This window comes from Lysinibacillus sp. DFXJR4 (genome assembly GCF_057196045.1).
In genome coordinates this window covers 146,560-169,771 of the sequence record NZ_JBXUNW010000006.1, presented here as the reverse complement: position 1 = coordinate 169,771, position 23,212 = coordinate 146,560, and the positions used below count along the sequence as shown (strand labels likewise).

Sequence of the window (23,212 nt, the reverse complement as noted above, 5' to 3'; positions counted from 1 at the left end):
AAAGGAGACTCACATAATGGAGTTCTTAAAAATTGAAAATCTATCCAAGGTCTACGGTAAGGGTGAAAACCAAGTTGTCGCGCTTGACCATGTTTCGCTTACAATCCAAAAGGGGGAGTTTACCGCAATCATCGGCTCCTCCGGCTCCGGTAAATCCACATTGCTTCACATCATTGGGGGCGTGGACGTCCCGACAAGCGGAAAAGTATATTTGAACGGGCAGGATGTATATGCCCAAAGCAATGAGAAGCTCGCTATTTTCCGCAGGCGGCAGGTCGGACTGATTTACCAGTTTCACAACCTCATTCCCACTCTAAATGTGGTGGAAAATATCACCTTGCCTATCCTGATGGATAAGCGGCAAGTCAACGAGGAACGGCTGAATGACCTGCTCGAAATGCTTGGGTTACAAGACCGCAAGACGCATTTACCCAATCAGCTTTCAGGCGGTCAGCAACAGCGCGTCTCCATAGGACGCGCTTTGATGAACGCCCCGGCTGTTATGCTTGCCGACGAACCCACGGGCAGTTTGGACAGCCGGAATGGGCATGAAATCATCAAATTGCTGAAAGAAAGCAATAAAAAATATGGGCAGACCCTGCTCCTTGTCACGCATGACGAAAATATCGCCTTGCAAGCAGACCGCATTATCGGTATATCAGATGGCAATATAGTGCGAGACGAGAGGGTACGGTCATGAACATTTTCAATAAAGTTACCCTGCAAAGCATGAAAAAAAGCCGTACTCGAACGATTGTCACGATTATCGGAGTTGTTCTGTCCGCCGCCATGATCACAGCCGTAACTACCTTTGGCGTTTCCCTGCTGAATTATATGACAAACGGGGCAATCCAGAAATACGGCAATTGGCACGTTGAGTTTTTGGATGTCCCTTCTTCCTTCGTACAGGAACGAACCCACGACGAGGAAGTCGCTGACACCGCGGCATTTGAAAATATCGGTTACGCAACGCTTGACGGCGGTAAAAACCCCAACAAACCGTACCTCTTTATAGCCGGATTTAGCAAGGAAACTTTTAGTACTTTGCCCATCAACCTGATGTCCGGTAGGCTGCCTGAAAACAGCGGGGAGATTCTTGTTTCGGGGAGCGTCGCAGTAAACGGTGGCGTTAAATTCTCAGTGGGAGACACGCTTTCACTTGCTGTTGGAAGTCGCATGGACGGAAATAAAAATCTCGGTCAACACATCCCTTACATTTCCGGGAAAGAAACTTTTGTGCCAGAAGTCGAGAGAACTTATACGGTTGTCGGTATCTACCAAAGACCAGGCTTTGAGGAATCTTCCGCACCGGGATACACCTTGATAACCAAAGCGGATGTACAAGACAAAGTGGACAACTTCAGTCTATTTGTCAAGCTGAAAAATCCGCGCCAGCTCCACGCTTACGCAAGCAGCAAAGCCGGAAGCGAAACTTACGTCTTTAACGATAATGTGCTGCGCTTCATGGGTCTTTCGGACGATAATTTGTTCAACACGCTTCTATACGCGGTGGGCGGCATTGTGGTCGTCATCATCATGATAGGCTCGATTTTTCTGATTTATAACGCATTCACCATCTCGCTGAACGAACGCACACGCCAGTTCGGGATTCTCTCGTCAGTGGGAGCCACAGCAAGGCAGCTGCGAAATTCGGTGCTGTTTGAGGGGCTTTGTATCGGTGCGATCGGTATACCGATTGGCGTTATCGTCGGTATAGGCAGCATTTGGCTTGTGATTTCCGTTGTCGCCAAGAATTTTGGGAACATTCTCTATACCAACGTCCCTTTTACCATGACGGTGTCAGTCTCCGCAATTGTCGTTGCGGCGGCGGTCAGCATGGTTACGATTCTGATTTCGGCTTATATTCCGGCGCGAAAGGCTGCAAGCACTCCCGTTATGGAAAGTATTCGCCAGACGAACGAAGTCAAAGTTGAATCCAAAGCCGTGAAAACTTCAAAGCTTGCGGAGCGTATTTACGGCTTGGAAGGTACTCTTGCACTAAAGAATTTTAAAAGAAACAAGAAACGCTATCGCAGCATTGTACTATCCCTTGTTTTAAGCGTTGTGTTGTTTGTATCGGCCAGTTCTTTTGTCACGAATATGAAACAGGTGTCGGAGCGGGCAGTGGAGTTTACTACCTATGACATCGGTTTTGCCGCGCAGGATATGGGAGATAACGAAATGTTGTCACTTTACGACAAACTAAAAACCGCTGACGGTGTTTACGAAAGCTCGTATCAAGCACTTTTGGTGTATTCATGCGCGGCCAAAGCAAGTGATCTTTCAGACGATTACTGGGAATACGCGAGTTCATATTCGCTGGACGGAACGGTTAATCTGCCAATGGACATCCAGCTTCTTGATGATAACGCCTATCTAAATATTATCAAAGACCTGGGATTGCCAGCAGAGGAATATACTGGGCAAAATGCGAAAATGATCGCCGTTGCCAAAATGCAAGACCGCAGCAATCGGGTGAAAGAGGTTGACCAATTTAGTGATATGTTCACGGGTTCTTCCATGAATTTTACCATCGCTCCCAAAACGAATGGCGAGCCGAAGACGGAACAGAGGCAAAACGTAAGCATTACGTTTGTCGAGACCGTGCCGCCTGACACACTCCCCATCATAGGAAACTCCGAGCAGAGGCCATACTTTTTTAGGGTGATGGCACCCTATTCACTCAAGGAGAAGCTTGAAACCTCCGATACCCATGTAGCTGTTAAGGGCATGACCTTTCGCTCAAAGAATCCCTCGCAGTCGGTGGCTGAAATGAAATCGATGATTCAAGGGGCGGAAGTTAAAGCAACGTACCACCTGTACAATAGCTATGACATGATGGATGAGAACCGCAATTACATCTTCATTGCCAACGTGTTCGCATATACTTTTATCATTATGATATCGCTGATTGCGGTTGCTAATGTGTTCAACACAATTTCCACAAATATCAAGCTGCGCCGCCGAGAGCTTGCCATGCTCCTTTCTGTGGGGATGTCTGAACGCGATTTCCAAAAAATGATGAATTTCGAGTGTGCCTTTTATGGCATGAGGGCGCTACTCTTCGGACTTCCCATAGCAGCAATCTCTTCTTGGTTGATTTACAAAGGAATGTTCGTCGGTGGGGCGGACAATATCGATTTTGTGTTCCCATGGGGCAGTATGGCAATCAGCGTGTTCAGTGTGCTCTTTGTGGTGTTCATGACAATGCTGTATGCCATTAGCAAGATAAAAAGAGAAAATATTATTGACGCGCTTCGGGATGATATGACTTGATTCATAATCTTCCCAAAGGCCATTTGATTTTGTAATTGCAGAATCTGTCTTCTGCCCGACAGCAGGAAGAAAAAAACGTTGCTGGGCAGATACTTTTTTCCGAAACAGAAACATTTAAACAAAGGTTAACCGTCACCCGTGCGGAGAATATGTTTTTAGACAATTAAGTTTGTTACAATATAATAAGTCTTTTTAAAAATACAAAATATATGTGTAATGTGCATCTGTTTGCTTATAAACGAAATAAGTGAACAGATTTTTGTTTTGAAACGATTATTGACATTTATCCAATTAAATCATTGCGTTTTTTCCATTGTTTCTCCTATTCGCACAAACTATAATAATGTTGTAAATGATAATCATTTTCAATTAAGAGTAAGAAAGGAAAGGGGCAACAAGTGTGAAGAAACATCGTGAAAAGCAAATTATACTATGGGTAGGGAGTTTCCTCCTATTGTTGATAATATCGGCATGCAGTACTTCTAATGCTAATAGCAACAAGTCTAATGAGCAGGAAGAGGAAAGTGAGAAAACAGTTCAATATACAACGATTACAGGTGAACAGGTTGAAATACCTGCAGATCCAAAACGAGTGGTTTATATTGGTCAGACAGTTGGTGATTTCTTGGTGATGGATATTCCAATTGTTGGTAATAATCTTCCCAAAGATTCTCCTAGTTACTATGAAGGCAAACTTGAAGGAATCGTTGATATTGGAAATCCTGCTGACTTAGAGACGATTCTGACTTTAAAACCTGATCTGATTATTAATGGCTATTACAAGGCGGATCCAAATCTTAACGAAGAATTGTCAAAAATCGCTACTACGATTCCCTTTAACCCTGCTCTTCCTTATACAGAACGAGTAAAAGAGATGGGGAATATTCTAGGTAAGCAGGAAGAAGTAGCTCAATTGCTTGCTAAGTTTGAAACAAAGTCTAAAGAAATGTTTGACAAGTTTCAATTAACAGAAGGGGAGACCGCAACAGTTTTCTATCAGCTAGGAAAGACGCTTTATGTTATGGGTGATCGTAGTCTAGGTGCTATTATTTATGGGAAAAATGGCTTTGCTGTCCCACCAGCAGTACAGAAGAATATTATTGATGTAGAAGGGGTATCTTTCCTAGAGGTTTCCGAAGAGGTGCTTCCTGAGTTTGCTGGTGATCATTTGTTTGTAATTGTACAAGAGGATAGTGAAAGTGAAGCAGAAGCTGATCGGCTGCTACAAAGCCCGATATGGGGAACTTTGCCTGCGGTCAAAAAGGGAAAAGTTTATGTTGTTCCTAATGAATGGAATACAGATAATTTATTAGCTTTGGAGCAATTGTTCCAAAAGCTACCAGAGTGGATGCGCAAACAGTAAAAATTGTATCCGTCCAATCAATTTTTAAACCGCTAGTATTCTAAATAGCACATACTCGAACAATCGTTGATAGAGGGTCATTATATGTTACAATAACGATAATGAGAATCATTTTCAACGTTTGGAGAGTTGCTTATGAATCTGGCATCCTTATATATTAGACTACAACACTATGATCGATTTCAAGTTGATCGAATAATGTCAGCTAGTAGCCATAATGAGGGAATAAATAATCATGAAACAAATTTATGCACATTATTGATAGCACTCAGTCATGACATACGACTGTATGTAGACAAAATGGCAATCGATCTACGACAAGGAAGCTGCGCTCTCATTTTACCTGTACAAAGCTACACGGTAGAGTCAAGTAACAAAGAGGCACAGGTTGCTCGCTTTACCTTTGAAACCTTTGAAGTAGAAGGAATGACTTTGAACCGAATTGCTCATCCACCCTTGCTTTACGGTTATCCTTATCATCTGTTATTTTCTCAAGTCAAGCAGGTATTAGGAAATGAAGCATGGATAAATAATCGATTTTGTTCCTCTCTATCCACATTAGAAATGGCGATGTTGCAAGGTAGACTTCAGCAAATACTAGCTATGATGGTTCAGTTAGATGAACAAGCTAACCAGTTACAGAACGAAGAAAAGACAAAATTGGTTCAACAAACTGTACAGTACATAGAACAGCATTATGATGAGGACTTGACAGTTGAACAACTAGCTAACATGGCTGGAATGGTGAGATGGCAATATAGTCAAAAGTTTAAAACATTGACCGGTAAAAAGCCGACTGATTATTTGACCCATGTACGTATAAACCAGGCAAAAAAACTTCTTAGTAATTCCACTGAGCCATTGAGAAAAATAGCTCGACAAATTGGGTTTAAAGATGAATACTATTTCAGTCGGTGTTTTCATAAATTAACTGGAAACACTCCGCGTGAATATGCGAATGTTCATCTTCTGACTCAGCAAAGAACAGTTATCGATTCATTTGGTAGAAAGATTCATGTTCCTAAAGATGCGACACGTATTGTGACTGATGGCAAATTTACACTTGGGGAATTACTCGTTTTAGGCATATCTCCTATAGGAGCGGCCATCTCTATTATGAAAGATAACGTGATATATCACAATAGGCTACGAAATATTCATAGTATCGGGCATTGGGCAGATCCGAATAAAATAGCACAGTTGCAGCCTGAGTTCATATTGCTTAGCTACTATCCACAAGATTTGCAGGAACTAGATGCGCTTGCTCCAACTGTTATACTAGACAAGAAGTTTAGACTGTTCGAGCGGTTACGGTATATCGCTAAACTATTTGAACGGAGTAAAGCGGCAGAGAAGTGGATTACTACATATGAAGACAAAGTAAGGCTAGTACGTAGGCAATTAGCAGATGTTTATGTTGCTGGAGAGACAGCTACTGTTTATCTCAAGTTAGGTGCAAAATTTTATGTTATGTGTCAGACTGGATTGGCTGCCAGCTTGTATGAATCGCTTGGCTTTCGTCCCACTCCCAAAGTAATGCAGTTAATTGAGCAAGGGCAAGCATGGATAGAAATTCAGCAACATCAAATAAATCACTATGCTGGAGAGCGTAATTTTATCTTGGCTTCTCCCCAAGAATTACAAACTATTATTCACTGTCCACAGATCGCCACTTTAGCCGAGTTAACTCCCAGTAAGACTCATTTTGTAGATTTTAAATGGAATCATTGTGATCCTATCACACGTGAACGGTTGTTAGAGGTTCTACCGTCTATTTTTAAGAAGAGGGCTATGTGATTACTTAGTAACTCATTATCAATTCCATTATGTGTCTTGAAAATTCAAACAAAACCCAAAAGTAACCATACAAAGAATAGTGATAAATTGGATATTAAGAGGCTACAAAGAGGTCATACAGCGGTGTACTACTCTGAACAATGTAACTTCGAGCTATAGAATCTTAAAATAGAAAACAGCAAATTCGATTAAAATTTACGCGACATACGTGATATTTTTTATAAATGTTGCCGACTTCCTTAGTTTTTGTATAAAAATAAGCCACGTATTTTGAACGAAGTTTGGTCAAAAATACGTGGCTTCACCTGTTTATAATAAAAATTGATTAATTTGGAATACAAATCTTCAACTAAATCACTTCTATTCATAATCTCGTTATTTCTTTTGTTAATCGAGCGCCTGTATTTAAATCATTTTTTCCAAATTCATAAGCTTGTACTACTTCTATTATTTTAGAAGTATCCCCTTTAAGTAAAATGTGATCTACAGCGTACTAGTTTATACATTTCCTATTTTTTTGTGAATAATTTAAATATAATCACTATACCGCTAAGAACAATAATTAATGAATAAATTAAGTAAAAGATATTTTTTTCAACACCTATTTTATTCATGAAATAAATATATATAAATACCCAGAAAAGGATTACTAACGTTCTCGACTAAATCTACCTCCAATTATAAACTCATAAATATAAATCCAACCAATGTAAGGTTTAAAGCTTTACCATCTAAACATTCTGCAATTTTAGCCCCTACATTTGATAGAATACAATGAATTTTCATCTGCAAATTCTACAACACCCAACCCTTTACCATTTTGCATAAGGCTCATTATCAAGGCTATTTATATTTTGAATTTATAAGTGGTTATTGAGTTTAATTATAGAAAATTTATTTACATTTTAAGGGTTTTTTATTTTGTTATTTTTAGTTAATCCCAAAACAAAAATTTATTAATCAAAGTACAGTAACGTCTTGTAGATTGTAAAGAGGATGTAAAATGAAAATAGTAATGTTGCATTAAATAGTAAATTAGTAAATAATAACATAAAAAGAGGTAAAAGTGAACGAATGAAAGGAAAAGAAAAATAATGATTCGATATCAAGAAAAGGACTTTACATTATTTGAAAGTCAATTATACCAAACCACTTCAATTGTCATACATACAGATGATTGTATCGTAATTGTAGATCCTAATTTATTGCCTATTGAGGTAGAAGAAATTCGACAGTTCGTAAACGGAATAAAAGATAGTCGTCCTATCTATCTTCTTTTTACACATTCCCATTGGGATCATATTATTGGATATGGTGTTTTTCCAGAAGCAACTGTTATTGCAAGAGATGTTTTTAAAGATAGAGAGGATAAGGAAGATATTTTACAACAGTTGAAAGACTTTGACGTAAAACATTATATCTCTCGAGACTATCCGATTATCTATCCGCATGTAGATATTGTGGTGTATAAAGAAGGACAAGTATTAGAATTTGGCAATACTTCTTTAACATTTTATAAAGCTGATGGACACTGTGATGATGGTTTATTTATCGTCGTAGAACCTTTAGGATTATGGATCGCGGGTGATTACTTTTCTGACGTAGAAAATCCGTCTATTCAAAGTAACGAGGCATTTGTGGAAACACTTGAAAAAACTGAGTCTATATTAGAAAATCACGATATCCGTTTCCTTATCACTGGCCATGGTCAAATGGCAGACAGCAAAGAAGAAATATTAAAACGGAAGCTAGAATCTTTAAATTATATTGAAGAAACGAAGACCCAATAATATTCAATTCTTGCTTGGACTATTAAACCTTTAGGAAACATATTTTTTTTATGGTTACGTTTGCAAGTAATTAATTTTATTTTCAATGATAATTTCCACATTACCTAATCATATGAAGCAACAGTACTAGAGTCAGCACCCACTACGGTTAGAAAGATTAACATCTTGAGACAGGGAACCCCATTACTAAGCTGCGATCCCACTGGTTAGCTCTTTTACCGTATAACCTCGTTCTAATAAAAATATAGCTACTTTAGCAGCTGTGTTATACCTGACACCAACAATCTAGCAGCTCTTGTTTTGGAAAAATATTTGCATCCTTAATCTATTTATATGTTTAGGACCGTTCTTATATTGATTTTAACATTAGTTCTAGATGGATTTAAATTTTTAATTAATTTTTATACCAAAAGCTACATATGATGTAGTAGCTAATAATTTATAAAATCCTGTGTTTGTATGCAGGATTTTTTTCTATTTCACATTTGATAAAATTGACCCAAAAACTAAAATAATTTATAGAAATATTCCAGAACGTACAGCTAATCTCTCGTTATTTCGATCTAATTTTCAAGGTCATACAACATTGTAAACATTCCCACATTAAGTATAAAATAGATGGGTTTTATATGGTATAATTTCAAATGTTGCTTTAGCAAATATGAATAAGGGAGAGAAAAGATATGATGAAAAAGATAATGAAACGAACGAGTGCTGCGTTGCTTGGCGCTTCATTAATGCTGACTGCGGTTATGCCAGCGGTTCATGCAGAGGAGCAATCACCACCCCTAGTACCGTTAATTAGTGATTGGGCTATTGAAACATTAAACGAGGGTGAAAAATACGGGATTTATCCAACTGATTGGTATTATAAGGGCTTCCTTCAAGAAATTCCGGTGGAGAAGGTAAATGAACTACTGGCATTAACAGAAAAGAAAATTGCCTCTTTGGGCTTAAAAGAAAATAAACAGTATAAGCCAGTTAGTGTGAAAAATGATAACACACGCGGTGATATTGTGAATCGCTTGTATAATATCGTGGCACGCTATGATTTACCTGTTGGCACAGATGCCGTTCAATTTATGAAAGAGCATAACATATTACAAGGCTCTAAAAGCGGATTACAGTTAGAGAAAAAGGCAACGACACAGCAGGCTGTTCTACTAGCTGTTCGATTTATTAAGAATACATATGAGCTTGCAGAGCAAGGATCGAAGGGAGTAGCCTGGATAGTTGAGGATGAGGATACACGTGTATATTTACTGGGTTCCATTCATCTAGGTACACCAGATTTATATCCATTCAATAAAAAACTAATGACAGCGTTTGAAGAAGCGGATGCACTGTTAGTAGAGGCAAATATTCTGGATACAAAAGGGCTTGAATACTATTCAGAAAAGGCAATGTATACGGATGGCTTAACACTGAAAGATGCTGTTGCGCCAGAAACTTATGCAAAGCTAGAGAAAGTTGCAGCGCTTTATGATCTCCCGATGGAAGAATTGGCATTACAAAAGCCTTGGATGCTTTCAAATACGTTATCATTGCTGGCTATGGATGATTCCTATGGTATGACGCCACAAGAAATGGCGATGCATGGTATTGATATATACTTTTTATTGAATGCACAGCTAAAACAAAAGCCAGTGATTGAATTAGAGGGTACTAAGGCACAAGTTGATATGTTTGACGGGTTATCACCAGAAGCACAGGAACAATCTTTAGTCGCTGTACTGGATAGCATACTCACGCCATCTGGAGAAAATCAGTCTGAATTCCTCGGAGAGTGGTTTACAAGCTGGAAGCAAGGGGAGGTTGAAAACTTCGCAAAAAGCTTCCGAGAGATGGAAGGCGAATCTTCAGAATACAACGAAATGCTATTTGGTTTACGTGATGAACAAATGGCAAAGAAAATCATGAACTTACTTAAAGAGAAAAAAGGTACGTACTTTGTTGTTGTTGGTTCAGGTCACTTTTTAATCGAGAAAAGCGTTCGCTATCATTTGGAGAAAAACGGATACGAAGTGAAGCCGTTTTATCAATAAACTCTAAAAGAGATACAGGCTGTGTAGTTCTATACTATTGCAGTTGATTCATCATATCTAACGAAAGTTGAATTTTACTATTGGTTGTTTCTTTACTGAATAATCGAATTTCGGCATCAGTTGCACGATTTGATGCCCCCATATACTATTCCCATCAGGGTGCAAGCCGTGATAACTGCAGCTATAGTTGGCCGAGTCGCCCGTGAAGAAGGATTTGTTTTATCGTTGAGTAAGAGAAAAACAGGTTCTTCTCCGGCGTATTAATGATTTTGGTGGTGGCTTAAGGCATGTCTCTTTCGTTTTGCCTATAAAACCAATGCTCGACAGAAAATGGGTTTTGAAAAGTAAAAGGACAATCGCCAACCATGAAATTCTTTGTTGATTTATTGGTGATATGTTAATCTATTCAAAAGACAGATACGCTTCTTTAGTGGATTGATTGGGTTAAAGCTTTCATTTTAACTAAAAAGGTGGTTTCTGTCTTTTTATTTTGTTTGATGGTAATTATTTGAAGAGTGTTTGCTCATTTAGGGCATATTAGTTAGCTTTATTATTGATAATTAAGGAGGACTAGGAATATGGAGGCAATAGTTTTATTCTCTGCACTATTTTTAATGCCTGTAATTGCATTTTTTTTTATGTTCCGCTTTTTAAAGCATTTCTCCAAACAAAAAGAAGGAATAGCATTAACTTCATTTCTATTTGCTCTTATAATCTGGACTTTTAGTTCAAGTATCTTATTAGCAGGTGGAGGTTAGTAAGGGGCATGAGAAAGATTGAAGGGTAGCTCTTTTAGAGCCACCCTTCTCTTATATTTCCTATCAATAATCTTGATGCGTCCAATACCACTGTTTGCGGAGATTCATGCTTCAAATCAAATGCCCATCCTATGCCATTTCCAGGCTTGTAGTCCCCATACCCTGTGTAATTATACGTTACTGTTTTTACTCTTGTTTATTTTCTTCTGTAAGGTTAAAAGGTGGATTCTATCTTTTTAGATATTCGCTTTAGTGCCTGATTACTTCCAGTGTCTCTTCATGTGGCAAACACACTTTTCAAATTAGTGCACATATAAACATAAAAAAAATCCAAACTAATGTTACGTCAAAATTTTAAGGAGGTTACGTTACCTTGGCTAATTCAAAACACTCGAAACCAGATGATAGATCCAATAACGTTGAACGAATTGGTGATATCATTAAGAACACTGAAGAAAAACTTCATGAAGCGGAAATTAGTTTGGAATTTGCAGATCCTATGCAAAGTGAAATGATTAAAGAAAAGAATAAGCGACGTCAAAAGTCAATTGAAGGATTAAAAGAAGAAATGAAAGATGAAATGGCAGCGCGTAAAAAAGGGGAAGTGTAGAGAAGAGCACTTAGCTACTAATTTCTCTCATCTTTCTAAAAGTGCCTCCAACAAAAGCAGATGGTTTAGAAGCTCTATAATGGGCCTCTATATTGCCATCTGCTTATTAACATTTAATTATGGTAATTAAAGGGGGAGGGCAAAAAATAAAGTTTGACTGTTGAATCATCTTTTTGGTTTATTAATATAATAATTATGCAAGGCTACTCTGAAAATATTGTATACTTTAACAACTTTATGGTAAGTATTATAAAAGGAAATCATGCTATCAATCCAAGTGCTCTAAAGGTTATCCGTCACAAGGGTAATCTAATATTCAGGCTTTGCATATTTACTTTGATATAAAGAAAAATTTATAAAAATGCAATGAATTGTTATGTCCAATAATAGGGTATATGTATATCTTGAGTTATCTTCAAAATTGAATTTTTTGTTAATTTCTCTCTCTTTTTACCATCATCATGCAAAATGATGATATGCTATATCACGATAATAGTTTATGGAGGCGGTATTATGTATTACAGTAATGGTAATTATGAGGCTTTTGCACGTCCTAAAAAACCAGTAGGTGTTGATGAGAAGTCAGCGTATCTTGTTGGTTCAGGGCTAGCTTCACTGTCAGCCGCATGTTTTTTAATTCGTGATGGTCAAATGAAGGGAGAGAATATCCATATTCTCGAAGAACTAGATATCTCAGGCGGTAGTCTTGATGGTATTTTAAATCCGACAAGAGGCTTTATTATCCGTGGTGGTCGAGAAATGGAAGATCATTTTGAATGCCTATGGGATCTATTCCGTTCCATCCCATCATTAGAAATAGAAAACGCTTCTGTTTTAGATGAATTTTATTGGTTAAATAAAGAGGATCCTAACTATTCAAAATGTAGATTAATTGAAAATAGGGGCCAAAGACTTGAGGATGATGGGAAGTTTACGCTATCTGATAAAGCATCTGAAGAAATGATTAAATTATTCTTTACGCCTGAAGAGAAATTAGAGGATGTAAAAATTACAGATGTTTTCTCTGAAGAGTTCTTTGAATCGAATTTCTGGCTCTATTGGTCTACGATGTTTGCTTTTGAAAAATGGCATTCTGCAATGGAAATGCGTCGTTATATTATGCGTTTCATTCATCATGTTGGGGGTCTACCTGATTTATCTGCTTTGAAATTTACAAAATATAATCAGTACGAATCTTTAGTACTTCCAATGATTAAATATTTGGAAAGCCATCATGTTGATTTCCAATTTAATACGGTTGTAGAGAATGTTTTAGTTGATAAAGTTGGCGATAAAAAAGTAGCACATACTTTAGTATTAAAACAAAATGGTGTGAAAAAGAATATTGAGCTAACAGAAAATGAATTAGTATTTGTTACAAATGGTAGTATTACGGAGAGTACAACTTATGGTGACAATAATACGCCAGCTCCTATAAGCACTGATTTAGGCGGAAGCTGGTCACTTTGGAAAAACATCGCTTCTCAAGATTCTGAGTTTGGTCGACCAGAAAAATTCTGCGATAATCTTCCTGAAGAAAGTTGGTTTGTTTCAGCAACACTTACTACATTGGATGATCGAGTTGCTCCGTATATTGAAAAAATCAGTAAAAGAGATCCATATGCTGGTAAGGTAGTGACAGGTGGTATTGTAACTGCTACAGATTCTAACTGGATGCTAAGCTATACATTAAACCGACAACCTCATTTTAAAGATCAACCAAAAGACCAATTAGTAGTTTGGATTTATGGTTTACTATCTAATAAACCAGGTGATTTTATTAAAAAGAGTATCACTGAATGTTCTGGAAGTGAGATAGCGCAAGAATGGCTGTACCATATGGGTGTACCAGTAGACGAAATACCAGATTTAGCACAGAACTCTTGCAATACGATTCCTTGTTACATGCCTTATATAACATCTTACTTTATGCCTAGAGCATTGGGAGATCGCCCTTTAGTTGTTCCTAGTGGATCTGCTAACCTAGCCTTCATTGGGAACTTTAGTGAAACAGAAAGAGACACAGTATTTACAACTGAATATTCAGTAAGAACTGCGATGGAAGCTGTTTATCAATTATTAGATATTGATCGAGGCGTTCCTGAAGTATTTGCATCTACTTTTGACATTCGTACTTTATTATCTTCAACTGCTCGTTTACTGGATGGTAAAAAATTAACAGATGTAGATGCTCCATTTATCTTGAAACAAATAGGTAAATTTGGTATTCATAAAACGAAAGACACAATCATCTATGATTTACTGAAAGAAAGTAAATTGATTTAGAGATATGTACTAAAAAAGCTGATTCATAATTGAATCAGCTTTTTTACATTAAATAGTGAATTTTTTCATTTCGTCTCTTAAAGCATCAGCAATAGCATTTAGGTCTTTAGCTTTTTCAGAGACAGTCTCGATGCTTTTAAGCTGTTCATTTGCGGAGGCAGAAACTTGTTCTGTACCTGCAGAAGTTTCTACGGCAGAAGCAGATATGTTTTGAACTGCACTAATGATTTGCTCCTTACGTTCATCCATCTCATTAGATAAAAGTTTCACCTCTTGTGCCACTTCACTCGTTTGATCTAGAGCTGTCTTTATTGTATTAAAAATCTCACTAGTATCCTTTGTAGCTTTTGCATTTTGTTCGACAACGCTAAGGCTCGTATTAATTTCCTGCACAGCACTTTTAGAAATGTCCTGAATGGCAGAGATTTTATTCTTAATATCCTCAGTAGCATTAGATGTCTGTTCAGATAATTTTCGAATTTCATCAGCAACAACCGCGAAACCTTTACCGGCTTCACCAACGCGAGCTGACTCAATAGAAGCGTTTAGAGCCAATAAATTAGTTTGCGTTGCGATATCTGTGATTGTATTAACAATACTTGATATATCTGATGAAGTTTTATCTACTTCTTGAACGATGTTACTTACCTGTTGTGAAGATTCGCGATTCTTCTCTGACCAAATAGAGAGTTGGTTGACAGTTTCTACACCTTGATTACTTAAATGATCAATATCCTCTGTCATGGAAGCAATCTTCTCTGTATGCTCTATAACACGATCAATATTTCCAGATAGTTGATTTAATTGTTCAGCACTTTTTTCTGTATCATGAGCCTGTTCTTCCGTAGCTTTTGCTATTTCATTAATAGCTGAACTAATTTCGTCAGTCGTACGTACTGTATCTTCTGCTATTTGAATAAGAATCTTAGAGGAATCTGATAACTCAGAACTAGTATTATGTATGTTGTTGGTAACATTCTTTAATGCAGATCGCATGCTAGAGATGCCTTTTGCCATGAGACCAATCTCATCTGGATGATTTAATAGCTTATCTAACTCAGGATTTTCAGTAAAGTCTAAGCCAGCAGTTTGATGAATAACCTTTTCGAGATTCTTAATGGCAGCAACAATGCGACCAATAATCCACCACATTAAAGTACCTATAATGATAAAACTTACTATACCTGTAATAATCTGATAGCCTAGTACAGAGTTTGTAATAGATTGAATACCGCTTTCAGGTACCCCAATATCAATTACTCCATACAGCTCGCCATCTTTATATATAGGCTCCATGATATCATATGTCCATATACCTTGAACTTCAGCATACCATCTTGTAAATTGCTTTTTTCCGTGTTTAGCACCATCGATTGTGTATGTATCATCATATGTTTTTCCTAATTTTCCTTTATCACTGTGCGCCACAGCTTTTACATTGGTATCAATGACAATAGCATAAGTGACATTATCTTGTTGTTCTTTTAACTCCACAAAATCTTGTAAAGATGAGATGGGATCATTCTCAGAATTTAATATAGTTTCTGCTTGCTTTGCGATTTCATAGACCTGTTCATTGGCTTTCTCAATTAAAACTTCTTTGCTATTTTTCCCAACAATCCACACGCCTAATACAGAATTAATTACAGATGACAATAACAGCAAACCTAATGTAAAAAACAATAATCGTCGCTTAATACTTTTACTTTTCATATTTTTCCCCCTTCGAGTTTTTCGGAACTTTATACCTATGAAAACTCAAATTTTAAGTATAGTATTATGCAATAAAACAGGTATGTCAATAAAAATTAATAAACTTATTACTTATATTGTGTCGAAACGGGGTCTAAAAGTCCCTTTATTTTCCGACAATTTTATGAAGCTTTAAATACATCGAAAATACCTATTTTTGGAGATAAACAGTAAGCTTTTTTTAAGTACATGAATAGAAAGATTAATTGCTTGAAAATTTGTTTCGTTTGTTGCTTTTTAGTGTTATTAAATAATCAATCAATGAATGCAACTAACTATCAATCGAAATGCTCTAACGGTATATAAGAGAAAAAAGAGGTGATGACATGCAATCCGAGTTTCTAGTGAAAAAAGCAAAGAAAGGAGATGGAGAAGCTTTTATACAATTAATCCGTCAATACGAAATGACACTTTATCGGACGGCTAAACGACTTGGTTTGAAAGATGAGGATATTGCAGACCTTCTACAAGATACGATTCTGACAGCGTTTGAAAAAATAGATTCTTTAAAAGAAGCGAAATATTTTAATACATGGATTTGTCGAATTCTTTTAAATAACTGCTACCGATTTATGAGGCAGGATCAGCGTACTGTGCCTCTGGATGTGACGACTTTGCATGAACTGCGACACCAAGATCAAATTTCTCTTGAGCTCGATGAAGCATTAGAGAGTCTAGATGAGAGCTATCGCATTGCTTTAACACTTTATTATGTGAATGGACTCACGACAAGGGAAATAAGCGAATTTCTTCATGAATCAGAAGGGACGATTAAGTCGAGGATTTCCAGAGCGAAGCAATATCTGAAAAATAATTATTATGTTGAGGAGGCACAATTACTATGAAAAAATCATTAGACGAGCGTTTACATGAGGAAATGAATAGAGAGCAAGAATTACCAGATATTGTGCAGAAAGCTTTTAATCGTTCCTATACCGAGATTCGCTCTAAATCAAAGAAAAAGACAAAAAAACGTTGGTTGAAGCCTATTTCAGCTGCGGCAGCATGTGTAGTGCTCGCTTCGGGTGTGATTTTATCTAATGATACAGCGATGGCCAAACTAAAAGCGTTTTTAGGGTTTGATGACGCTGGGATTGAACTTGCTAGTCAAAATGGAGAAGTGCAATATGTCGGTGTATCGCAAAGTTCACAAGATATTACGGTTACACTGGAAAATATATTTGCTGATGCTTTCCGTGTAGGGTTGCAAATGGAAATTTTGCCGAAAAATATGGATATAAAGGATATTAATCATGTAGGCATTGAATACCGTATGTATGATTCTACAGGAAAAGAAATTGATGCCCTTATTTCAGATACAAAGCCTCTTACTTCAAAAGGTTTTACGGGTAATGCTGAGGAGCAAATGCTGAAAGGAACCGATGAAACCATAATTTATGAACTTCTATTACAGTCGAATGAACGGGCGTGGCCTTCTTTAGATAACGCTCAATTAGTAATTGAAACAATTCATTTCAATACAGAAAAGAAAGGGATTGTTTCAATTAATGGAGAATGGCCATTTACATTGAAACCAATGAAGGTTGTAACACAATCATTTGAAGCGGAAAAAGCTGTTGAGGGCATTCAACTTCAATCAGCAACCCTTACGAATGGCTCTATGCATGTATCATTAATAGTCGACGCAGATCTTTATGAGGATGAAAATCAATTTTTTGAATGGGCATTAACAAATGAAAAGGGAGAGTCCTTTTATGCACGAGGAGCCAATATAAAATCAATAGATGGGAAAACTATAGTTAATTTAGTATATCCTTATAGTATTTGGGATGAAAAAAAGCAAGTAAGTTTAACTATTAAAGGCTTTGGAAAATTAACATTAACCAGTAAGAATTAATGGACGCTTAACAGCTCATGCTAATGATGTTGATCCATTTAGAACCAACTTGTGTTGCAAGCATAAGGGAATATAAATTTGTATTATTTGTTAATATATCTCATAGTTGCACCATTATCTTTAAGCAAATAGGAAAATTAGGTATTCATATAACGAAAGATACCATCATGTATGATTTACTGAAAGAAAGTAAATATGTTGCTCAGTAAGCTGATTCAAAATGATGAATCAGCTTTACTAGATTATAGAAGTAAATTTTTATCCTCTATTTCAGGACGCCAATATATTTATTTGCTAATGATAGATTTATTACTTTGTCATCTTTTTTATAAATGACATTATGACCATCCATTTTAACCTGCTTCCATCCACTCTTTTTAATCATTATACGATAGCCAAGAGGAACCTCTGTACCTGTGGATTTTCCCCATGTAAAGCCATTACCATTCGCACTTTCACTCTCTAACGTTGCTTCCTTTGGGATAGGGAAATCATAGAATTCATGTAAGTACACATAATGCTTATCTACGTTTACATAATAATAGACACCTGTACCAATTAGCAAAGCAAGAGCGACAATCCATGCTAAAATGCGTTTCATCAAATTATTTCTCCTCTATATAAGTTCTATTCATCAAAACACAAGCTTTCTTTAAAAGTTTGATAATATCTAAACTCTTCGTTAAGATAATATTTAAAGATTATCTGTTATTTTGTAACAAATTATACAACAGAAAACATCTTTTGAAAAAGACAAGAGGGGCGAGTAAATTTGGAAATATCTATTTATAAATTACAGGAAAATGATGCGCAAGAATTATTTATTTTTGAAAAGAATAATCGATTATTTTTTGAGCAAATGGTACCAAGCCGTGGGGAAGATTATTATAAATTTGAAACATTTCAAGAGAGACATAAAGAGCTTTTAGCAGAGCAACAGGAACAAAAATCAATATTTTATTTAATTAGAGACAACATGGATAATATTGTAGGAAGGATAAATTTAGTGGATATTGATGCAACTAATAATTCTGCTGAAATCGGCTATAGAGTGGGGGAAGAATACGGGGGAAATGGGATAGGAGCTAAAGCTTTAAAGCTATTACTAGAAACAGAGGGCACTATCAAGAAGTTGAAGGCAAAAACAACAACTCATAATATTGCTTCCCAGCGAGTCCTTGAAAGAAATGGATTTAAACAGGTAAGTATCAGTGACGAGAAATTTGAAATGAATGGTCAGGAGTTACGATTTGTCTCCTATATATTAGAACGTTAGAAAAAAAGGGAGGTGACATTTAAAACAGTGAAATTTTTGAAAAAACCCTATAGTTATATTTTATTAGCTATCTTTACATTGTTTAGTTTCATTGTAAACTTTAAAACAACATGGGCAGCTATCCTTTTAGGAATCAGCTTTGTAGGCTTCTTATTTTTAATGTATTTAGATAGAGGTGACTTTAAAAAATCAGAATAATTCTGGTTAGCTTAGGAGAGGGATGAATAATAAGCTAGTGTTCAAAAGAATTGTACAAATGTTACTCATATTAATGGCATTATTTCTGTTAACCATTACAACTAGTTATATAAATCATCAAATACAATTATCCAAAGAAGAAAAACGATTTACACCCATTGGGAAGATGGTAGAGGTTAATGACCATAAAATGCATGTATACATAGAAGGAAAAGGTGAAGAAACGCTAGTATTTATGTCTGGAGGGGGCACCAGTGCACCTGTTTTAGATTTCAAATCTTTGTATTCCTTGTTAAGTGATAAATATAGAATTGCTGTCGTTGAAAAGGCAGGCTATGGATTTAGTGACATTACAGATGCTAATCGAGATATAGAGACGATTTTACAGGAAACAAGGGAAGCTCTATTAAAATCAGGTGTTGAGGGACCCTATATTTTATTTCCTCATTCAATGTCTGGGATTGAAGCTCTGTATTGGGCTCAGATTTATCCAGACGAGGTAAAAGCAATTGTTGGATTGGATATGGCTGTTCCTGCTGCATATGAGGATTATGCTATAAGCATGCCAATGGTTTATTTAAGTGCCCTTGCTGCAAAGATTGGCATTACGAGATGGATTCCGGGTCTTGCTGAGAGTGATGCGATGAAGTATGGAAATCTAACAGAGGAAGAGAAGGAACTGTATAGGGTAATTTTTTATCGCAGAACAGTAACTAAGAATATGATTAATGAAGTGAAGAACATAAAGGCAAATGCAAAAAAGGTAGAGACCTTAGAAACCCCAAATGTCCCTATACTTTTATTTTCATCGAATGGGCAAGGAACAGGCTGGGATAAGGATACATGGCTTGACTTTCAAAAGGATTTTATTAGTAAGAATAAAGATGGTGAATTCATAAAATTAGATTGCGCCCACTATATTCATGATTTTGAATTTAAGCGAATTGCTGACGAGTCAGAAAAATTTATAGAAAGTTCTAACTTTTAAGCAGAATCTTTAAAATGTAATAATCTCCAGGCTATTTGTGCGTTGTTTTAAATTGCCATCGAGGAAAATACAAATTAATCTAAATTAACGTTAGGCATACAATCATTTAATTTGACTGTATGCCTTTATACTTCAAAAAAGAGACATATGTTACAGTTTCATAGTGATTTACTATGTAATGAAATTTTTATATTGAACATTAAGAAATTAAAACTTGCAAAACAAGTTTATGGTGTGTATATTGTATATAAAGTATATATACATTGTTTAGACGAGGAACATTTTTCTTAAGGAGCTTAAGGGAAATACTTATATTATTGTATACGGAGGATGGATGATGGAAAATGTCATTGAATTACAGCATGTTCATAAATCTTTTAAGGGATTTCAGATAAAGGATTTCTCTATCAACGTGAAAAAGGGTTTTGTAACTGGATTTATCGGCGGAAATGGTGCAGGGAAATCTACAACAATCAAATTGATTATGAACTTACTAAAGCAGGATAGTGGCACAGTTTCAGTGTTTGGCATGAATTACAAGAAGCATGAAAAAGAAATAAAGGAACGTATTGGCTTTGTCTATGACGAAAATGTCTTTTATGAAAATGTAACATTAAAGGATATGAAAAGGATCATTAAACCAGCCTATAAAAACTGGGATGATAATGCCTTTCAACATTATGTCAATCAGTTCGAACTACCATTGAATAAAAATATGAAGACCTTTTCGAAGGGGATGAAGATGAAAGCTTCATTAGCCATAGCCCTAGCTCATCATGCAGAATTGATTATTATGGATGAGCCAACTGCTGGGCTCGATCCGATATTTCGTAGAGAGCTACTAAATATACTACATGAATTAATGCAAGATGAAGATAAAACGATTTTCTTCTCGACCCATATAACAACAGATCTGGATAGAATTGCAGATTATATTACCTTTGTTCATAATGGTGAGCATATATTCACGAAGGAATTTTACAAGATTGAAGAGGAATATGCCATTGTCAAAGGGACATTGAATTTATTGGATCAGGAAACGGAACGAGAGTTTGTTGCCATCCGTAAATCGAACACAGGCTTTGAGGCGTTAACTGCGGATAAAAGTCGTGTGGCGAACATATTTGGGGATTCTGTCATTATGGAAAAACCGACGCTTGAAGATATTATGTACTATACGAAAAAAGGATGGTAATGGGATGGTTAATCTAATACTTAAGGATGTTTTAATTCAAAAGAAATTAATTTTAATATACATTGCTACAATTATACTTTATTTATTTATAGATGTGTCCCTAGTAAAGATAGGATTCTTATATAGTATGGCTTTTATCACTCAGACCTTTGCTTATGATGAAAAAGATAACGCTAATATTTTGCTTAATTCGCTGCCATATACGAGAAAGGAAATCGTTAGTTCGAAATATATTGGTTCATTGGTATATACATCACTATTTATATTCATTACTTCTATAGGTGATTTCTTCTTAAATGGAAAAGAGGTATTGTTTTTATGGAAAGATATATTGCTAATTATCGGTCTTGTTATGGTCACTTTGTCATTTATACTGCCAATCATTTATAAATTTAAAACGCAATCTTTAATGATTGCTGTAGGTGCTTTATTTGGAATATATATTTTAATCATTAAATTTTTATCCCCTAGTCTTAATGGTGCACTAAGAGAATTGATACAAAAGTTCATGACTTTACAAGAAACGCAAATGTATTTCGTAGCTATCCTTACAATCATTATTTTATATGTTGGATCGTGGCTACTATCTATTCGTATATATGCGAGAAAAGTTTTTTAAAAGAAACAGCTTGAGTCCAGCGATGTAGGCTCAAGCTGTTTACGTGCTTAAACAAGGTCCCCTATCAATAAACGGATAATTTCCGTGAGGCAGAAAATTATACTCTAAACAATATACAATGTAATCTTTATGTGAAAGACATTATAAATTCCATTGTACAGCGGACGAAATAATCAGCGTATTGAAATAAAAATTCTAATGGTTCATGCTAACGAAAATAACGGATGTCTTCATGTACTAATCACATAAAAATAAAGAAGAGGTATTTGTATGCAAATTATTATTTCAAACAGTTCAAAAGAGCCGATTTATGAGCAGATTTATGCTCAAATCAAAAAGCTTATTTTAACAGGTGAACTACAAGAAGGGCAGTCATTGCCCTCTATGCGCCAGCTTGCAAAGGATTTAGAAATTAGCGTTATTACAACAAAACGTGCTTATGAAGAGCTAGAGAAAAACGGGTTTATTTATTCTATTGTGGGAAAAGGTTCATTCATCTCTGAACAAAATAAGGAAATGATGAGAGAAAGAAAAATAAAGGTAGTCGAAGAAAATCTGTTGATTGCCATTCAAAATGCTAAAGAAATGAACATTGACTTAGCAGAGCTCAAAGAAATGCTCACACTATTGTATACAGAGAATGAGTGATGGAGACAGCTGTTAAATTCGTGTGGTGAATATATTGGAGATACGGTTATGGTGAAAAAGCGTACCCTCATATGCAATATACGAAAAAAAGGATGGTAATTGGATGATTAACCTTATACTTAAGGATGTTTTAATACAAAAGAAAATAATTTTATTTTACATTGCTACTATAATAATCTACTTATTGGCAGGTGTACCCTCCCTAATACCTTTGGGATTTCTTTATAGTGTAATATTTATACTGAATGCTTTCGCTTACGATGAAAAAGACAACGCTAATATCCTGCTCAATTCTCTACCATATACGAGAAAGGAAATTGTCAGTTCAAAATATATAGGTTCACTGATATTTACAACAATATTTGTTTTCATGATTTATGCGGGGGATTTCCTCATAAATGGAAAAGGGGATCTTTTTATATGGAAAGAAATGTTGTTTATTATTGGTCTAGTTATGGTCGCTATATCATTCATGTTTCCAATCTCCTATAAATTTAAAACGCATTATTTATTGATTGCTTTAGGTGTTTTATTGGGTATCTATATGTTAACAATTAGTTTACTAGTTCCTATAAATGATATATTAAGAGAACTAGCACGAAAGTTCTTGACTTTACAAGAAGCGCAAATGTATTTCGTAGCTATTTTTACAACTGTTATTTTATATATTGGATCATGGCTATTATCAATTCGTATATATGAGAAGAAAGTTTTTTAAAATAAAAAGGCTTGAGCCCAGTAATCTAGGCTCAA

At 35.9% G+C, this 23,212-nt stretch carries 20 protein-coding genes; 18 read left to right on the top strand and 2 right to left on the bottom strand.

What is annotated here, in order from left to right; translation table 11 throughout:
• Nucleotides 1-16: 16 nt before the first annotated feature.
• From AC2CGN_RS14780 to AC2CGN_RS14740, 9 genes are all read left to right on the top strand, one after another.
• The gene (locus tag AC2CGN_RS14780) at nt 17-700 is read left to right on the top strand and encodes an ABC transporter ATP-binding protein (RefSeq protein ID WP_286924466.1); all 684 of its coding nucleotides are present in this window, start codon (nt 17-19) and stop codon (nt 698-700) included.
• Entirely contained in the window at nt 697-3,276 is a 2,580-nt protein-coding gene (locus tag AC2CGN_RS14775; protein WP_484514644.1) for an ABC transporter permease, read from the top strand. The genes AC2CGN_RS14780 and AC2CGN_RS14775 overlap by 4 nt, the downstream gene beginning before the upstream one ends.
• Before the next feature lie 400 nt (nt 3,277-3,676).
• Nucleotides 3,677-4,639, top strand: a complete 963-nt coding sequence (locus AC2CGN_RS14770; protein WP_484514642.1) for an ABC transporter substrate-binding protein — start codon at nt 3,677-3,679, stop codon at nt 4,637-4,639.
• 135 nt (nt 4,640-4,774) lie between these two features.
• Nucleotides 4,775-6,436: a helix-turn-helix domain-containing protein gene (locus tag AC2CGN_RS14765; RefSeq protein WP_484514640.1), complete on the top strand. Its 1,662-nt coding sequence runs from the start codon at nt 4,775-4,777 to the stop codon at nt 6,434-6,436.
• Between the two features lie 1,094 nt (nt 6,437-7,530).
• A complete protein-coding gene (locus tag AC2CGN_RS14760; RefSeq protein WP_484514638.1) occupies nt 7,531-8,226 on the top strand; it encodes an MBL fold metallo-hydrolase in 696 nt (231 codons plus the stop codon).
• 683 nt (nt 8,227-8,909) lie between these two features.
• On the top strand, nt 8,910-10,271 hold the full coding sequence (locus AC2CGN_RS14755; RefSeq protein ID WP_484514636.1) for a TraB/GumN family protein: 1,362 nt from the start codon (nt 8,910-8,912) through the stop codon (nt 10,269-10,271).
• Nucleotides 10,272-10,849: 578 nt separating this feature from the next.
• Nucleotides 10,850-11,029: a TcpD family membrane protein gene (locus tag AC2CGN_RS14750; RefSeq protein ID WP_429986321.1), complete on the top strand. Its 180-nt coding sequence runs from the start codon at nt 10,850-10,852 to the stop codon at nt 11,027-11,029.
• A gap of 373 nt (nt 11,030-11,402) precedes the next feature.
• The gene (gene tlp, locus AC2CGN_RS14745; RefSeq protein WP_484514634.1) at nt 11,403-11,639 is read left to right on the top strand and encodes a small acid-soluble spore protein Tlp; all 237 of its coding nucleotides are present in this window, start codon (nt 11,403-11,405) and stop codon (nt 11,637-11,639) included.
• Nucleotides 11,640-12,152: 513 nt separating this feature from the next.
• Nucleotides 12,153-13,925 carry an oleate hydratase gene (locus AC2CGN_RS14740; protein WP_429983408.1) on the top strand — a complete coding sequence of 591 codons (1,773 nt, stop codon included), beginning with the start codon at nt 12,153-12,155 and terminating at the stop codon, nt 13,923-13,925.
• Nucleotides 13,926-13,973: 48 nt separating this feature from the next.
• On the opposite strand, the gene AC2CGN_RS14735 is transcribed toward AC2CGN_RS14740, so the two are convergent.
• Nucleotides 13,974-15,638 carry a methyl-accepting chemotaxis protein gene (locus AC2CGN_RS14735; protein ID WP_429983407.1) on the bottom strand — a complete coding sequence of 555 codons (1,665 nt, stop codon included), beginning with the start codon at nt 15,636-15,638 and terminating at the stop codon, nt 13,974-13,976.
• Between the two features lie 365 nt (nt 15,639-16,003).
• Between AC2CGN_RS14735 and AC2CGN_RS14730 the strand changes: the two genes are divergently transcribed.
• Both AC2CGN_RS14730 and AC2CGN_RS14725 read left to right on the top strand, forming a co-directional pair.
• On the top strand, nt 16,004-16,522 hold the full coding sequence (locus AC2CGN_RS14730; RefSeq protein WP_429986320.1) for an RNA polymerase sigma factor: 519 nt from the start codon (nt 16,004-16,006) through the stop codon (nt 16,520-16,522).
• Nucleotides 16,519-17,535: a DUF4179 domain-containing protein gene (locus AC2CGN_RS14725; RefSeq protein ID WP_429986319.1), complete on the top strand. Its 1,017-nt coding sequence runs from the start codon at nt 16,519-16,521 to the stop codon at nt 17,533-17,535. The genes AC2CGN_RS14730 and AC2CGN_RS14725 overlap by 4 nt, the downstream gene beginning before the upstream one ends.
• Before the next feature lie 265 nt (nt 17,536-17,800).
• Here AC2CGN_RS14725 and AC2CGN_RS14720 read toward each other — a convergent pair whose 3' ends face one another.
• Entirely contained in the window at nt 17,801-18,136 is a 336-nt protein-coding gene (locus AC2CGN_RS14720) for a hypothetical protein (protein WP_286926383.1), read from the bottom strand.
• A gap of 171 nt (nt 18,137-18,307) precedes the next feature.
• Between AC2CGN_RS14720 and AC2CGN_RS14715 the strand changes: the two genes are divergently transcribed.
• From AC2CGN_RS14715 to AC2CGN_RS14685, 7 genes are all read left to right on the top strand, one after another.
• Nucleotides 18,308-18,811 carry a GNAT family N-acetyltransferase gene (locus AC2CGN_RS14715; protein WP_484514630.1) on the top strand — a complete coding sequence of 168 codons (504 nt, stop codon included), beginning with the start codon at nt 18,308-18,310 and terminating at the stop codon, nt 18,809-18,811.
• Nucleotides 18,812-18,847: 36 nt separating this feature from the next.
• Nucleotides 18,848-19,009 (top strand): hypothetical protein, encoded by a 162-nt coding sequence (locus tag AC2CGN_RS14710; protein WP_429983403.1) that lies wholly within the window; start codon nt 18,848-18,850, stop codon nt 19,007-19,009.
• A gap of 58 nt (nt 19,010-19,067) precedes the next feature.
• Nucleotides 19,068-19,997 (top strand): alpha/beta fold hydrolase, encoded by a 930-nt coding sequence (locus tag AC2CGN_RS14705; protein WP_484514628.1) that lies wholly within the window; start codon nt 19,068-19,070, stop codon nt 19,995-19,997.
• Nucleotides 19,998-20,334: 337 nt separating this feature from the next.
• The gene (locus AC2CGN_RS14700) at nt 20,335-21,192 is read left to right on the top strand and encodes an ABC transporter ATP-binding protein (protein WP_429986750.1); all 858 of its coding nucleotides are present in this window, start codon (nt 20,335-20,337) and stop codon (nt 21,190-21,192) included.
• Nucleotides 21,193-21,196: 4 nt separating this feature from the next.
• Nucleotides 21,197-21,811 carry an ABC-2 transporter permease gene (locus tag AC2CGN_RS14695; protein ID WP_429983400.1) on the top strand — a complete coding sequence of 205 codons (615 nt, stop codon included), beginning with the start codon at nt 21,197-21,199 and terminating at the stop codon, nt 21,809-21,811.
• Nucleotides 21,812-22,081: 270 nt separating this feature from the next.
• On the top strand, nt 22,082-22,459 hold the full coding sequence (locus tag AC2CGN_RS14690) for a GntR family transcriptional regulator (RefSeq protein WP_054771273.1): 378 nt from the start codon (nt 22,082-22,084) through the stop codon (nt 22,457-22,459).
• A 103-nt stretch (nt 22,460-22,562) separates the two neighbouring features.
• The gene (locus AC2CGN_RS14685; RefSeq protein ID WP_484514625.1) at nt 22,563-23,177 is read left to right on the top strand and encodes an ABC-2 transporter permease; all 615 of its coding nucleotides are present in this window, start codon (nt 22,563-22,565) and stop codon (nt 23,175-23,177) included.
• The last annotated feature ends 35 nt before the right edge of the window (nt 23,178-23,212 follow it).